The organism is Seleniivibrio woodruffii (genome assembly GCF_004339245.1).
Classification (GTDB): domain Bacteria; phylum Chrysiogenota; class Deferribacteres; order Deferribacterales; family Geovibrionaceae; genus Seleniivibrio; species Seleniivibrio woodruffii.
In genome coordinates, this window is the sequence record NZ_SMGG01000003.1 from 502,050 (window position 1) to 517,398 (window position 15,349).

The 15,349-nt window shown below is 50.2% G+C and carries 12 protein-coding genes; 11 read left to right on the forward strand and 1 reads right to left on the reverse strand.

The window, feature by feature from the left end; genetic code table 11:
* Positions 1-19: 19 nt before the first annotated feature.
* The 10 genes from extJ to C8D98_RS02345 all read left to right on the forward strand — a co-directional run bounded on the left by extJ (position 20) and on the right by C8D98_RS02345 (position 10,828).
* On the forward strand, positions 20-235 hold the full coding sequence (gene extJ, locus C8D98_RS02300) for a selenite/tellurite reduction operon protein ExtJ (protein ID WP_132871659.1): 216 nt from the start codon (positions 20-22) through the stop codon (positions 233-235).
* Positions 236-304: 69 nt separating this feature from the next.
* Positions 305-2,173, forward strand: a complete 1,869-nt coding sequence (gene extM, locus C8D98_RS02305; RefSeq protein ID WP_243640897.1) for a selenite/tellurite reduction operon c-type cytochrome ExtM — start codon at positions 305-307, stop codon at positions 2,171-2,173.
* Positions 2,109-3,386: a selenite/tellurite reduction operon b-type cytochrome iron-sulfur cluster-binding subunit ExtO gene (gene extO / locus C8D98_RS02310; RefSeq protein WP_243640898.1), complete on the forward strand. Its 1,278-nt coding sequence runs from the start codon at positions 2,109-2,111 to the stop codon at positions 3,384-3,386. The genes extM and extO overlap by 65 nt, the downstream gene beginning before the upstream one ends.
* 223 nt (positions 3,387-3,609) lie before the next feature.
* Positions 3,610-5,802: a molybdopterin-containing oxidoreductase family protein gene (locus C8D98_RS02315; RefSeq protein ID WP_132871661.1), complete on the forward strand. Its 2,193-nt coding sequence runs from the start codon at positions 3,610-3,612 to the stop codon at positions 5,800-5,802.
* Between the two features lie 11 nt (positions 5,803-5,813).
* Positions 5,814-6,377 (forward strand): 4Fe-4S dicluster domain-containing protein, encoded by a 564-nt coding sequence (locus tag C8D98_RS02320; RefSeq protein WP_132871663.1) that lies wholly within the window; start codon positions 5,814-5,816, stop codon positions 6,375-6,377.
* 9 nt (positions 6,378-6,386) lie between these two features.
* Positions 6,387-7,316, forward strand: a complete 930-nt coding sequence (gene nrfD, locus C8D98_RS02325) for an NrfD/PsrC family molybdoenzyme membrane anchor subunit (RefSeq protein ID WP_132871665.1) — start codon at positions 6,387-6,389, stop codon at positions 7,314-7,316.
* A gap of 56 nt (positions 7,317-7,372) precedes the next feature.
* The gene (locus tag C8D98_RS02330) at positions 7,373-7,777 is read left to right on the forward strand and encodes a QcrA and Rieske domain-containing protein (protein WP_132872978.1); all 405 of its coding nucleotides are present in this window, start codon (positions 7,373-7,375) and stop codon (positions 7,775-7,777) included.
* Positions 7,774-8,805, forward strand: coding sequence for a cytochrome b N-terminal domain-containing protein (locus C8D98_RS02335; RefSeq protein WP_207891230.1), 1,032 nt, complete (start codon positions 7,774-7,776; stop codon positions 8,803-8,805). The genes C8D98_RS02330 and C8D98_RS02335 overlap by 4 nt, the downstream gene beginning before the upstream one ends.
* Positions 8,778-9,542, forward strand: coding sequence for a selenite/tellurite reduction operon c-type cytochrome lipoprotein ExtS (extS, locus tag C8D98_RS02340; RefSeq protein WP_165871160.1), 765 nt, complete (start codon positions 8,778-8,780; stop codon positions 9,540-9,542). The genes C8D98_RS02335 and extS overlap by 28 nt, the downstream gene beginning before the upstream one ends.
* A gap of 89 nt (positions 9,543-9,631) precedes the next feature.
* Entirely contained in the window at positions 9,632-10,828 is a 1,197-nt protein-coding gene (locus C8D98_RS02345) for an MFS transporter (RefSeq protein WP_132871669.1), read from the forward strand.
* On the opposite strand, the gene C8D98_RS02350 is transcribed toward C8D98_RS02345, so the two are convergent.
* Positions 10,825-12,240 (reverse strand): aminotransferase-like domain-containing protein, encoded by a 1,416-nt coding sequence (locus C8D98_RS02350; protein WP_132871671.1) that lies wholly within the window; start codon positions 12,238-12,240, stop codon positions 10,825-10,827. The two genes, C8D98_RS02345 and C8D98_RS02350, sit on opposite strands and share 4 nt — an antisense overlap.
* Positions 12,241-12,620: 380 nt before the next feature.
* On the opposite strand from C8D98_RS02350, the gene C8D98_RS02355 reads away from it, so the two are divergent.
* Complete coding sequence (locus C8D98_RS02355) at positions 12,621-15,338, forward strand: molybdopterin-dependent oxidoreductase (protein WP_132871673.1); 2,718 nt, start codon at positions 12,621-12,623, stop codon at positions 15,336-15,338.
* Positions 15,339-15,349 lie beyond the last annotated feature (11 nt).

The following is a 15,349-nucleotide window of genomic DNA, read 5'->3' on the forward strand; positions in this document are numbered from 1 at the left end:
TAGTAAAGGAGAAAATGATATGAGAAAGAAGATCGGTATTATCGTGCTGGCCGTTATGGTCATTTCGGCAGGAATAGCCGTTGCGGCTGCTAAGGCATCCAAAGGAAAAGTTGTCAGTGTTGACGGAACTAACATCACAATCAAGCTTGATGCTGCCATTGATGTTAAGGCCGGCGATGCTGTGAAGGTTGAGGCTGTGGGCGGTAAGCCCGGCTTTAAACTTCAGGGCTGCTGATATTGTTTTAAGGCGGGGTTTCACCACCCCGCCTTTTCTGCTATGATCTGCTGGGGGAGATAAATTCCGGTGCGAAAAAAACTGATATACATGTCTGCGGTAATTCTTTTTGTTCTGTGCGTATCTGTGACCGTGTATCTCGGTTTTTTCCGCAATGGTGATGTGTCTAGGGGCTGCATGGCCTCCAACTGCCATTCGGGGATAGAGTATCCTTCTGAAAATCATAAAATTGCCTGCGAAGAGTGCCACGGCGGCGATCCGCTTTCGGCGGACAAGGCCGTTGCCCATGCGAAGATGCTGGGGGGCAGAAACCCCGGAGACCCTGCCGTATGGGAAAAGACCTGCGGCAAATGCCATCAGTATCAGCTTGAGAGAGTTTCAGGCACGCTTATGTACACAGCCACTGGTATGATAAAAAACTCTCAGCAGGCATGGGACGACTATAAAGGCAAGCTTTACAGCACAGGGGGCGCAGAGGGGTATGACGAAAACGGAAAACCTCAGAAAAGGCCGTCCGTTGCTGAGCTTGATGAGCTTTCCGGCGAGCTTTACCGGAAATTCTGTTCCGCCTGCCATGTAGGCTACGATAAGCTGGAGGGCTACAGGGCGCATCACTCATCCGGCTGTTCCGCATGCCACTTTAACCATTCCGATGAAGGAACCTATGCGGGCGGGGACAAAACTATCCACGGAAAAGGCCCCTATCCCGAAAAGCATGTCATTTCGGCTCTTCCATCGAACGACGTCTGTCTAACCTGCCACAACAGAAGCGGAAGGCTGGCTCTGTCATACGAAGGCTACTACGACGGCAACAACTCCCTCGTGCCCACAAAGGACGGCTACCCGGGTCCCGATCTTGTGGACGGGGTGCGCAACGTCCGCCACATGGAGGCGGACATACATTTCGGCTTCGGGATGGACTGCATCGACTGCCACACCTCAAGGGATATGATGGGCGACGGCTATATGTATGAAAACATGTATCAGCAGATAGAGACCGCCTGCGAAGACTGTCACGGCACAGAAAAAGCACTGCCCAAGACCATGAGGATAACCAAAGAGAACAGCACTCCCGTGCGGGAATCGCAGAACTATAAGGTCAGAATGAGCTACGGCGACGAGATGGTGCTCACCTCAAAGGGGCGTATGTACTCCAACGTAAGGAAGGAGAACGGAAAGTTCTATCTTTACACCAAGCGGGAGGGCAAACGTCTGGAGATAAAGACCGTTAAAGGGACACAGGATCACGGTGTTTCCGGTCACGGGCGTATGGAGTGCTACACCTGCCATTCCAATACCGTGGCGCAGTGCTACGGATGCCACACCACATATGACAAAACAGAGAAAATGACCGACCTGATAAAAGGGCAGGATACTCCGGGCGCATTCAGCGAGACCGAGGATTTCAGGACACTTTTTCCTTTTCAGCTCGGACTGAACCAGAGGGGAAAAATATCGCCTGTTACCCCCGGATGTCAGACTTTCCTGACATATATAGACGAAAAGGGCAATAAGGTTCTGGATGATCACGTTTTCAACTACAGAGGCGAAAAAAAATTCAAGTTTGCACCGTTTTTCAGCCATAACACAGGGAAAAAAGCCGTGAGCTGTGAAACCTGCCATTCGAAACTGGCGTTTGCGGGATTCGGTCAGGGGCTGGTTTCGGTGACAAAGGGGAACATCGGCAGTTCATATATGTGCGACAAGTGCGAAAAGCCTCTGGATTCGCTCTACAGTATTAAAGACGGAAAAATAAACGTAACCTCGGACGTTGTCCGTGACCACTCCCGACTGCTGAACACAGGGGAGCTGGCGGCGATGCTCCGTGCCAATACATGCATAATGTGTCATGAAAAAGGAGAAGGCAGAATATATGGCGGCAGAATCTCGTACGATGCTGTTCTTTCTGATCCTGTGCATAAGCCTCTGCTTCACTGAAAGCGGCTTTGCGCTGGACAAAAATGATAAAAACTGCGCCGCCTGCCACAAGGTGACGCTGACCGGTGCCCACAAGGCGCAGAAGTGCGAATCGTGCCATGCCCGAAATGCCGACCATTTCGACCGTGCGGCTGATTTTTCAAAGGGTGCGGCGGGATGCCTGAACTGCCACAGAGAATATGCCGGCATAACCGACAGTGCCATGGTGCACCGCAGTGCGGAAAAAGTATTCGTTTCAAAATCATTTGAGAGATACGACGGCGGCTTCTGGGATAAGAACTGCAAAAACTGCCATGTGCAGAGCTGTTCGGACTGTCACCGCAGCGAAAACCCCCACAGCATAAAAAAACCTTCTGCGGACGACTGTCAGGAGTGCCACAGGGACTACTATACAGGCATAGAATACAGCGGACTGGGACAGCGGGAGGATCACGAGCGGTATCAGCGGGGCAGGGAACACAAGGGCGGAAAATACGCCTCGATGCTTAAGGACGTGCATTTTGAAAAGGGTATGCAGTGCGGCGACTGCCACTCCATGAAGAGTCTGGCCGAAGGGAGGAAATTCTCAAAAACCTGTACCGACTGCCATCAGTTCAATAAAAACAGTTCCGTTGAGCATTCAATTCCCGAACACGGCAGAATGGAGTGCTACACCTGCCATTCCGCATGGGCAAATCAGGAGTACGGAACTTTCTGGATATATATGCGTGATACGAAGTTCTCAGAATATTTCAGATGGGTCAAAAGACCGCATTTGGACTATGCTAAAAGCAGTCACACCAAGCAGTATGCGGATTTTCCCATCGGTGTTAACGAGCGGAAGAAGTATTCGCCGCTGAGGCCTCAGTTCATAGGCTTTGTGACCAGAATAGAGAAGGACAGGGTCATAGGCAAAGAGAACGAAATGGTTTCATCGGATTTCAGAGCTGTTTTTCCCCATACCGTCCGCAGGGAGACGGTGCTCTGCGAAAGCTGTCATGCCGACAACAGAAGGCTCATGCGTGAGCGGATGGACGAGCGGATATATCACACAGACAGGGATGGTCTGCCCTTTCCGACATTTTACAACGGAAAATGGTTTTCCGTGACTAACGGCCGTTTTGTTAACGATTCCGAGTTTAAAAGGATAAAGAGCAAAGGAGCGAAATATAACAAAGCATTGCTTAAAAAATGGCAGCAGGTGACAAAAACTGTAGAAAACTCAAAAAAATAAGATAATGAGTTAAATCTATAGAAATCATCTATGTTAAAACATAATAGTAGTATTTGTCTAATATATTTATAATCAATATTTTTATGCTTTCTTATTGTATACAGTATTTGTTAGTTATTTTTTATCTGAAATATTATTGACTTTTCCTTTAGATTTATTATTATGGTGTAAGTTCACTTAGTATACGAATGCTCCCTCCCTTGCAATAATCAAGAGGGACATTATGATCAAAAACAGAATCTCCCGCAGACGGTTCTTACAGGGAACCCTTGCCACTGGTGCGGCAGCGGCGTCCCTGTCATCTATCAGTCTCATAGCCGGAGAGGTCAGCCAACCTGCCCCCACAGGAGTGACATACGCCCAGAACTGGTGCGAGATGTGTTTCTGGAAATGCGGTTTAACCGCAAAGGTTGTGGATGGTAAAGTGCATAAGCTGGAGGGTCAGAAAGACTGCCCCAGCAACAGAGGAAAACTCTGCGCAAAAGGCAATGCGGGCATTGCCCAGCTTTACGATCCCGACAGGCTCCAGAAGCCTCTTATCAGAACAGGCGAAAGAGGCTCCGGTCAGTTCAAAGAGGTTTCATGGGACGAGGCGATTAAATACGTCGCCGAAAAATGCAACGGCCTTAAAGAAAAATACGGCTCCGGAACCTTCTCGCTGTTTGCCCACGGTTCCGGCGAGCATGCCTTTGTTGACCTCCTGCACATCATGGGTTCTCCCAACATCTGCATTCCGTCCTATTCACAGTGTACGGGCAGCAGGGACATCGGCTGGGCACTGACCTACGGTAAACCTGTCGGCGGAAAAGAGCCTGTGGATTCGGAGAATGCGAAGTGCATAATGCTGCTCGGCCGTAACATTGCCGAGGCTCTCCACATGGGCGAGCTTATTGATTTCATCAACGGCTGTGCAAACGGTGCCTACGTTATTTATGTTGACCCCAGATATAACAAAACGGCGGCCAAAGCGAACAAATATATGATGATCAAACCCGGAACGGACACCGCTCTGGTTCTGGCAATGATCAACTACATCATTGTTAAGGAAATATACAACAAAGAGTTTGTGGAGAAGTACACTTACGGGCTGGAGGAGCTTTCCGCCCATGTGCGCCGCTACACGACCAAATGGGCATCCGAAGTAACCGAGATCCCCGAAAAAGATATAATCGAAGCCGCTGTGAAACTCTGCGAAGCGGCTCCCAACTGCTACATCCACCCCGGACGCCGCCTCACAAGATACGGCAGCGACACCCAGTTCGTAAGAGCCATTGCAATCCTCAACGCTCTTATGGGCAACTGGGAAACGCCGGGCGGAATTTTCAAACCCGTTCCCCTCAAGTTCGATACGCCCCATATGGTCCATGACCTTGAAAAGGTGGATGCCGAGCGTGCCGACGGAGCGGGCACAGAGTTTCCCATAGCATCCGTAGACCTTGGTCTTGCGAACAAAATGATGCAGGCCATTGCCGAGCAGAAGCATCCGCTCAAAGGTATGTTCGTTTACGGGTGCAACCCTTTCCACAATCAGGGCAGCACCGACGTTGTGGCAAAGGCCATCGAGGCCAGCGAATTTATCGTTACCTGCGAGATATACATGACCGACACCGCATGGTATTCGGACGTTATTCTTCCTGAATCCACCTATCTGGAGAGATATGACCCCATCATATCCACAGCCAGAAAGTCAGGCTATATCCAGTTCCGTGAGCCTGCGGTGAAGCCTCTTCACGATACTCTGGGAGCATGGGAGATAGCCGCCAGACTGTCAAAGGCTATGGGATATCAGAACCATTTCATGGACGTCAGGGAATATAACACCGAGCTTCTGGAATCGCTGGGGCTCAGCGAAAAAGTTATGCAGAAGCACGGCTCACTGGTGGGTGCGGAGGGCGATCCCTTCCCGCTGGCATCGGGCATCGAGCCTGAGTTCCATACTCCTTCAGGCAAGATCGAGCTTTTCAGCAACATGCTGAACGATCTCGGGTATGATCCCCTGCCCTCATATCAGGCACCTCCTATGCCCAAAGCCGATGAGTTCCGTCTGCTGTTCGGCCGTGTGAGCTTCCATACACACGCCAGAACCCAGAACAACGAATGGCTGCTGGCACTGCACCACTCCGAGGTCGAGCTCTGGATAAATTCCGGACGTGCGAAGGCTCTGGGAATAAAGAACGGGGACAAGGTCTGCGTTACCAAGGGTAATAAGAAGAGCAACCCCTGCATTGCAAAGGTTGTTGACCATATCCACAGGGACGCAGTGTTTCTGCCCCACGGCTTCGGTTCTGTCAGCAAGGGTCTGACCAGAATATCCGGTGTCGGCGCAAGGGATTCCGATTTCACATCGGACGAAACAGACCCCATCAGCGGCGGAGCAGGTTTCCACAACGGCTTTGTCAGAATAGTTAAGGCATGACGGGGGAGAAAATGAAAAAGAAATACGCAATGGCATATATTGTGGACCGGTGCGTCGACTGCAAGGCCTGCATGGTGGCTTGCAAGGCCGAATGGGAAGTGCCGGAGGATAAGTTCCGAACACACATCGACACGGGTGTCAGCCCCGACTATACGGACACCATGAGGATGCACTTTCTGCCTCACCAGTGCAACCACTGCGACGATGCCCCCTGTGTCACAGTATGCCCAACAAAGGCAAGCTACAAAAGGGAGGACGGGATCGTTTCCGTCAACCAGAAGATATGTGTCGGCTGTAAATACTGCATCGTCTCCTGCCCCTACGACGCCAGATTCTTTAACCATGAACTGGGTGTGGCGGAGAAATGCACTTTCTGCCTGCCAAGAATAGCAGAAGGACTCGCCCCCGCATGTGTAACAACCTGCCCGGGCAATGTCAGGGTGTTCGGCGACATAAACGACCCGAACAGTGAAATATCCGCTCTGCTGAGGGATGCCGCAACAAACCACTATAAGGTCTGGAAACTGCGGCAGGATCTGGGCACTCGCCCCAATATCTATTACATACAGAAGTAGGAGGGCGGAATGGTTTTTCAGGAAGCGTTTGAATGGTATATCGCCGTATATCTGTTTCTGGCCGGAGTCGGTGCGGGAGCTATAGTTGCGGCTGTTCTGGCGGATATGTACGACAGGGAGAAATATCTCTCTTTCATCAAAGCCGCCAGTGTAATAGGTATGCCTCTGGTGAGCATCGGTATATTCTTTCTGTATATCGATCTGGGACAGGGTATGTGGAAGCCTTGGCTGCTTCTTCTGCTGTTTGTCAACCCCACTTCGGCAATATCGTGGGGAACAGGCATTCTTACCCTTTTCACGATATTCTCAATGCTGTATGCTGTCTACAATCTCGGACTGTCGAGATACTTCCGCTTTGCAGGCGGCTGGCTGCCGAGACTTCTGGACGGAATGGGCGGCAGCGGCTGGATGAGATGGATGCTGGTGATAACCGGAATCTGTACGGCAGGCTACACCGCAGTTCTTCTGGGTGTGCTCAGAGCCATACCCTTCTGGCATCAGACAGCACTGCCCATACTGTTCATAATCTCCGCAACCTCAACAGGTATCTCCGGAGCGATGATTGTGCGGGAGCTTGCATTCAGAACCGAAGACAGCATGCACAAAATAGAGACCACGCACTTCTATCTGATAGTGCTTGAGATTCTGCTTCTGGCGGGCATGTTCTTCATTGCTATGCAGGGTGTGCCGGAAATGCAGTTTTCGGCGAAGAGCCTTTTAAACGGCAGATTTGCCATTGAGTTCTGGGTGGTTCTGGTGTTTCTGGGACTGCTTGTTCCGGCGGTTGTTTTTGCGCTGGGCGAGAGCGGCAGACTGCATCTTAAAGGCGGGAAGCTGATATTTTTTGAAGCGTTGGTGCTTCTGGGCGGATATTTCCTGCGTTTTCTCATAGTTCACGCAGGGGTTTATACCCAGAAGTTTACGGACTATATCCAGTAGGTTTAACGGGCGGGGGCTCTCCGGAGCTCCTGCTTTCATATATCAACGGGGGCTGAATGGCTGTTTCCAGACGGAGTTTTCTGAAAAGACTGACATATTTTGCGGCGGGTGCGGCAGGACTCTGGGGTCTTTTCAGATACCTCACTCCGCCTTCTGCTGGCGGGGAGATAATTCTCAGCGTCAGGTCAACGGATATTCCGGAGGGGGGTGCGCTCATCTTTGCAGACAGGCAGACCGCTGTTCTGCGCAAAGATGGCAGAATAACGGCTCTCTCAATGACCTGCACACATCTGGGCTGTACGGTTTCCCTCGACGGCGACAGGTTTGCCTGTCCCTGCCACGGGAGCATATTTTCTCTGGACGGAGGCGTTATCAAAGGGCCTGCGGTCAAGCCGCTTACAGAATATGCTTTTGAAGAGAAGAACGGCATCCTGACGGTTTTCAGAAGGAGCGTCTCTTGATATCCCGTTTTTTTACACACCTTTTTCCTGTGACCTTCAACAGAGACACCCTCTCTTTCCGTAAGACAGGATATCTGGGCATCATTTCCGCCGCCCTGTTCATCCTGCTCATGCTGACAGGGGTTCTGCTGATGTTCTATTACTCTCCGGAGGCTTCGGCGGCATACGGCTCGGTTCTTTTCCTTGAGGAGAAGATATCCGGCGGGGAATTTATCCGTTCGCTCCACCGCATGTGCTCCCATATGCTTCTGGTGGTCATGGCTCTGCATCTGCTCAGGACGGTCTTCTGCGGAGTTTATGCCGCAAGAGCGAGTAACTGGAAACTGGGCTATATCCTTTTCGGGCTGATAGTTTTTGAAGCTTACACAGGATACCTGATGCCGATGGATCAGCTCTCTTTCTGGGCGACCAGAACGGGAATGGAGCTGATGAATACACTGCCGGGAGGAGCTCTGCTCAAAACTCTGCTGATGCCCGACGATGTGGGCGGAAGGCTCACCCTTCTGCGTTTCTATGCACTTCATATCGTTTTCATACCCGTGCTGACGCTTATTCTGCTGTCGGCACATCTTTATAATATACGGCGGGACGGCGGACTTCTGCCCATGGCGGAACCTGAGAAGGTGAAGGACAGGGACAGGCTGGTGCGGTTCAGCCTGCTTATATCCGCAGTTACTGTTGCGGCGGCTGTTGTTCTGTCGCTTATATTCAAAAGCCCTCTGGAGCTTCCTGCCGATCCCGCATCGCCGCCGAACCCTGCCAAGAGTGCATGGTTTCTGCTCTGGATTCAGGAGGTTGTCAGCTGGCGTGCGTCGCTGTTCAATGCCGCAGCGGTGCTGTTTGTGCTGTGCTATTTCCTGCCGGACTACGGCAGAAGGTTTGTTTATGAAAGAGCTGTCTGGTTTCCGCATGAGGGCAGGCGGGTCTGGATTTTCATGCTTGCGCTGACGGTTCTGATTGTCGTGCTGACCGTCATTGCCATGTTTTTCAGGGGGGCGAATTGGGAACTCGTGCCTTTCTGTTTCTGATATTTCTGCTGTTTTCATATGATGTATTCGCCTGCGGTCAGTGCCATAAACCGCACTATGCGGGATATGGCGACTGTGCGGTCTGCCACAGGGGTGAGGTGCGCTCGTCCAGAGAGAACGTTGCCCATGCGGGACTCATCACTGGAAAATTCGCCGGATTCTATACGGATAAAAAAGCTGTTTCCGGGGGTGATAAGCTGGCTTATGAATCAGCATGCCGCAGGTGTCACCGCATAGGAGCCGAGGGAGAGAGTGCGGCGGCAGACCTCAACGCCTCAGCGGCGAAGAACACAGGAGAGTATCTTGACGATAAAATCAGGAACGTGAACGAATATATGCCCGACTTCCGGTTCAGCGATGAGGAGCGCAGAAAACTGATCCTCTATCTGCTGAACGAATCCTCCAAAAGCTCAAAAAAAGTTTCCGAACCCTATGTCGCATACATAACCTCATCCGGTAAAGGAGCCTTTGAAAAGTACTGCGGCGGGTGCCACCGCATGCTCACCCGAAAGGGCGGAGGCAGAGGAACCGGAAGCGAAGCCGTGAATCTGTCAGGTGTTACGGGTAAATATTTCAGGTCTCAGGTTCTTTCTGCGAATGAAAAGCTGCGGACGGAGAAGCGTCTGGCGGAATGGATAAGAAACCCCAGAAGCATAAAGAAAAACTCCGTGATGCCCCCTGTCCGTATAGACGAAGCAAATATTTCAAAGGTCATTAAAGAACTGAAAGGCAACTGAACCCGCTCCCACAGTTAGCTGGACAAATAGTTGAATCCATCTATAATGCTCTTCCATAGACAACGGTTTTTTTATTGAATGGGGGCTCCATGTTAAAAAATAAATTCAGTTTTCCGCTGATAATTCTGGCAACGATATATCTTGCCAGCATATCCGCTCCATTAAATCAGTTTAAAGTCCCCCCCATAATGACAGTTATCATGGCGGAACTGGGTGTCGACCTTTCAAAAGCAGGGCTGATGATGTCTGTCTTTGCTCTTGTGGGAATTTTCATATCGCTTCCTTCAGGTTTCATCGTACACAGGCTGGGGCTGAAATCATCCGGCATTCTTGCCGTGGCCTCCCTTTTTATCGGTTCTTTCATAGGGTGGTTCGCTGATAATGCCTTCGGGATGCTTTCCAGCAGAATCATCGAAGGAATAGGCATGTGCCTGATATCTGTTGTTGCTCCCGCTGTTATAGCGGCGTGGTTTGCTCCGGAAAAAAGAGGGATGCCAATGGGCATATGGTCAACATGGGTGGCTCTCGGCAGCATCGTCATGCTTCTGGTGGCTCCGGTGTTGAACGGCTGGCTCGGATGGAAGTCTGTCTGGGGAGCTACGACAATATATACGGCTGTGATCCTCTGCCTTATGATATATCCGTTCCGGATGCCGGAAAGAGATGAGGCTCCTCATTACTATGCCTGCGAAGGTCATTCTCTGGATGTCAGGAGAGTTTATTCCTCTGCGGGGATCTGGCTCCTTGCGGCTGTATTTCTGGTTTTCAACGTAATGGTTCTTGCGGTGTGCTCTTTTACTCCCGTTTATCTGGAATCCTCATTCGGCTATTCCAGAGAGAAGGCATCCGCTGTCACCAGTCTGTTTCTGGTCGCTTCGCTTATATCAGGCCCCGTTACAGGGTTCATAATCCATAGATACAGGGTTTTCAGAGGTGTTCTGCTGACGTGTCTTTTTATTCTGTCGATGACAGTGGTCATTCCGTTCCATGTGGAAGGGACTGCTGTTCCGCTGTGTCTTTTCTGCATAGGTATCGTTGCTGGGATGATTCCTCCTGCGACTTTTTCCGCAGTGCCGGAGGTGATTAAAGATCCGAAATCCATCGGCATAGGCATGTCTGTGGTGGCTTTCGGTCAGTATCTGGGAATGGGCGGCGGCCCTGTGCTTTTCGGTGGAATAGCGGAAAAGTACGGCTGGGAGACGGCTTCATATTCCCTTGTTCCGGTGCTTCTGCTGGGAGTTGCCGCTGCGTATTTTCTGAAGCTTGAAAAAAGAACCTGCTCCTAATCTGAATTGACCAGAAGGCTCAGTTCCAGAATGGTCTTTTTTATATCCTTTTCCTGAATTGAGGCCGGGCAGAGCAGAATATGGCTTGTGTCGGACCTGTCAAAAAAATATCCCGGATAAATATTTGTTATCAGCCCTCTTTTTGAAAAGATGCTCTTGAAGTTCATCTCCGGAAAATCCAGCCAGAAGTGAAAGTTGCAGTTCTTTTCAATCCAGAACCCTTTGGTTTTCAGGTGCTTTTCGCACAGAGAAAGGGTCAGCTCGCTCCTTCTGCGTATGAATGCCTTTATATCCTGCATCATTTCATAGATATCGCCGCTTCTGAAAAGCTCATCGGCGATAAGCTGCATCGTGAAGTTGGGTTTTACTCCGGTCTGAATGAAAACATTGCTCAGGTGCTCGATGATATATCTGTCGGCGACTATCCAGGAAAGCTGAAAATCATAAGGGTGGCATTTCAGCAGACTGCCCAGATAGATTATGTTGTCATTTCTGTCCATGGATTTGAGCGGAGCCAGAGCGGGTCTGTCGTGCCATATGTTTGCGGAATGGTCTATCTCGACCATGGGCACACGGTATTTCTGGATGATATTCATTATCTCCTGCCGCCGCCTTTTGCTCATTACGATACCTGTCGGAGCCTGATCTGTCGGGTCGATGTGGACTATCGGCGTTGTTTTGCATTTGATCAGCTTTTTTTCCAGATCCGATGCGGACATTCCGTGTTTGTCCATCCGGACGGGAACCATGTTGATCCCTATGGAATGGACGTTGGAGATAGTGTTTATTATGTTGGTATTTTCGTGCAGAAAGTTTGAGTTGGCATTCAGCAGGGACTCATAAACATAGTAAAGCCTCTGGATTGTTTCAGATGATATGAGGATATTTTCAATCTCTGTTTTTATTCCCAGTTTTTCCAGATGTTTTTTTACGGATTCTCTGAGTGAGGTCAGTCCGTATTTTGTCAGTTCAGGAGTGTTTCTGCCGGAGTCCATCCGTTCCGATGCCTTGCTCAGGGCATGGACGAGATATTTCTCCATTCTGAAATCGCTGCTGAGGCTGAAGTTCGTCAGTCCGTCGGATTCCCCCCAGTGTCTGTATTCGTATACGCTTGTTTTGTGTCTTGCCTTTTTGGTGTAGTCGTTCCAGTTGACCTTCGCACTTTCCAGATTATAGCTGATGAAATATCCGGATTTAGGATATGAGGTAAGAAGTCCCTCCCGCTGGAGCTGAGAAAATGCTGAGATGAGTGTTGTTTTGCTGACGCCCAGAGACTCCATAAGGGACTCTCTCCCCGGGAGTTTTGTTCCGTTTTTCAGATCGCCTATTTTGATTTTAGCTCTGAAATAGTCCGCAAGCTGCATGTACATCGGCGAAGTCTGGTTCGCATCCGGTTTCCAGCTGAACAGCATCAGATTTACCTCTCCTGAATAAAAAGCCTGTGCAGGTATGTGTGTGATTATGCGCTATTATATTGCTTTCCATGCGTTATTGTAAAGAGTCCAGATTACACATAAACATAGAGCCCAGACAGACCCTGACCGCATCGGGCAGGCCTGCCTTTTCCGGAAACGTCTGTTTCAGATATTCATGATTGCTATGTGTAAATTGTTGCTGTCAATCTGTAATTGCGCATGCGCCCCTTTCTTTCGCAATCTGATAGAACAAAAAAATACGGCAATGTAGCCACTATCAAATCTGAACCTCTGGTCCTTTCCGGCGGCCTGAATTTCTGCGATATTTCCGGCAGAAACAGCTGGTTCATTTTTTTAATTTAAGAACGAGGTGCATAATGAGACAGATTACGCTGAGCAGAAGATCTGTTTTGAAAGCGGCCGGTATTGCCGGGGCTGCATCGCTTATGGGCGTCAACCTCAGCCCTGCGCATGCGGCGGAGGCGGCGGCAAAGGACAGAACGGAGCAGCTTCTGAAAGACGGCTGGCATTTCGGCCACTGCCGTATGTGTATGAGAGGAACATGTCCCAACCTTTACAGGGTGCAGAACGGAGTTGTGGTTGAGATAATGGGTAACCCCAAAACCCCCACAAGCAAAGGCGCACTCTGCGCAAAAGGTCAGTCGATCATCCAGAACCTTTACAACCCCTACAGGGTAAAAACCCCCATGAAAAGAACAAATCCGAAAAAAGGTCTCTCCGAAGACCCGATGTGGGTTGAGATATCATGGGAAGAAGCAATGAGCACCACGGCGGGTGTGCTTAAAAAAGTGAGAGAGAGAGACCCCAGACGTTTTGTTTATACGGTGGGTTTCGGCGATATGGACTTTTTCTGTACTTTCCTGTTCTATTTTGCAGGAGCATACGGAACGCCCAACTACCTTAAAAGCAACGGTACTCTCTGCGTTCTCCACTACGCATCCGACCTTGTCCACGGTGTTTTTCCCGGTGTTAAACCCGATGCGACCTATGCGAAATACATCCTTGCCATGGGCATGAACCTTGGAATGGGTATCGCATCATCAGACGGCGGAGTAAGAGGCCTTCTCGACAGAGTTGTTTACGAAAAAGATATAAAAGTGGTCTGCGTGGATCCCCACTGCGGTCCCGATGCTTCAAAGACAGAATGGGTGCCGATACGCCCCGGAGGCGAGCTGGCATTCATGATGGGCGTTATCCACAGTATGATATTCGAAGTGAAGAAACTCGACTTCGATTTCCTCCAGTGGCGCACAAACTCGCCCTATCTGATAGGTCCCGACGGCTACTACGCCAGAGGAACCGACGGCAAACCCCAGATACTCGACTCGGCTGACGGCAAGGTCAAATCCTTTGACGACCCGACGCTGAAAACACCCGATATTTATGCTGTGAATGTTGATGTGAACGGCGTTAAAGCCACCGCATCTTTTGTCCATGTTAAAAACGGATTCAAAACATACACCCCCGAATGGGCGGCAAAAAAATCCGGCATCCCTGCCAAAAAGATACGTCAGATCGCCAAAGACTTCATAGATAATGCAAGCATCGGCGAAACCATAGAGCTTATGAACGGTAAGGGTGAAAAAGTGATCCTGCCCAAAAGAACCTCTGTATGCGAAGGAAAACGGGGCATAAAAAACATGCGTGACGGCGTTCCCGCAGACCTTATGACAAAGATGATGAACATGTTGGTGGGTTCGATTGACGTCCCCGGCGGTATGCTCGGAACCCAGAGAGGACCTTATCTGAAACCTGATAAGGATGGCGTTGTTGAGCCCAAAGGCGAAGCTCGCTACAAAGACCCTGTCTATCCTCCTCAGCATCTCAACCTGTCGGAGTATTTCCCGCACAAACACACCCTGCCCACTCTGGCGTTCAAGGTTGCCGCTGACCCTAAAAAATACGGGCTTGAATACGAGGTCGACGCACTGCTCACTGTAGGCGGAAACCCCATTGCAAGCACCACAGAGCCTTATGCGGTTGCAGATTCGGTTGCGAAGATACCCTTCTCCGCAACTGTTGCATACCATTATGACGAAATGGCGCACATGTCTGATATCCTGCTTCCCTGCCATGCGCTTCTGGAAAAAGAATCCGTGAACTGCTACGAGGGTGCGTTCGACGTTTACACCAAAGAGACTGTCACCAAAAAAGTCATGATGTACAGAGAACCTTTCAAACCTGTCTACAACTCAAGACAGCCGCAGGACATCATCATCGAGCTTTGCGAAAGGATCGGCATGATCAACGAGTTCAACGCCAACGTCAACAAGACCGGTGTAATGCTCGGTGAGATCACCTTTGCCAAACTGCCCGAAGCCGACAAACTCCAGCCCGGTGTCCGCTACTCCATCAGAGAGATATGGGACAGAGGCGTGCGTTCATACTTCCACAAGTCTCTGGCAGATATGGCCAAAGAAGGTATGCTTGTAATGGATCTGGCTCCTGCGGACGCATATAACTCCTCATGGTTTAAAAAGGGCGAAACCAGACACCCCGTCTATTTTGAACGTCTCAAAAAATCCGGCGACGGCCTGCGCAAGTTCTTTACAGAGTATAAGGACAAGGTCTATCTGCCCGATTTCGACCTCGACGATCAGCTCCAGTATTATGAAGCGGTCATCAAATGGCGTCCGAAAAAGCTCACCGAAGTCAAAAAAGGCGATAAATACGACATGATATCCATCAACTGGAAGACTCCGACATCTCCCATGAGAAGTGCCGGAAACGACCAGATGCCCTATCTGAACGAAGCCAGCGAAACCTTTGACCCCGCATACGGCAAGTTCTCCATCAACACGAAGACAGCCAAAGAGAAGGGTATCAAAGAGGGCGATACCATATGGGTTGAATCCGAAAGCGGCAAGATCAAAGGTCAGGTGCATATCACAGAGCTTATCTTCCCCGATGTTGTCGGTGTTGCCGGTGCGCTGGGACGTCTGGTGGACAGTCTCGGCAAAAAAGCCGCTTCATACCCAATGTACAACAAACTGACCAACGCCAAGATATCCGATTGCTGCGCTGTGGCCATCGGCGTGTCTAACTCCGTTCCGGTCAGAATCTATAAGGCGTAACGGGAGGATGC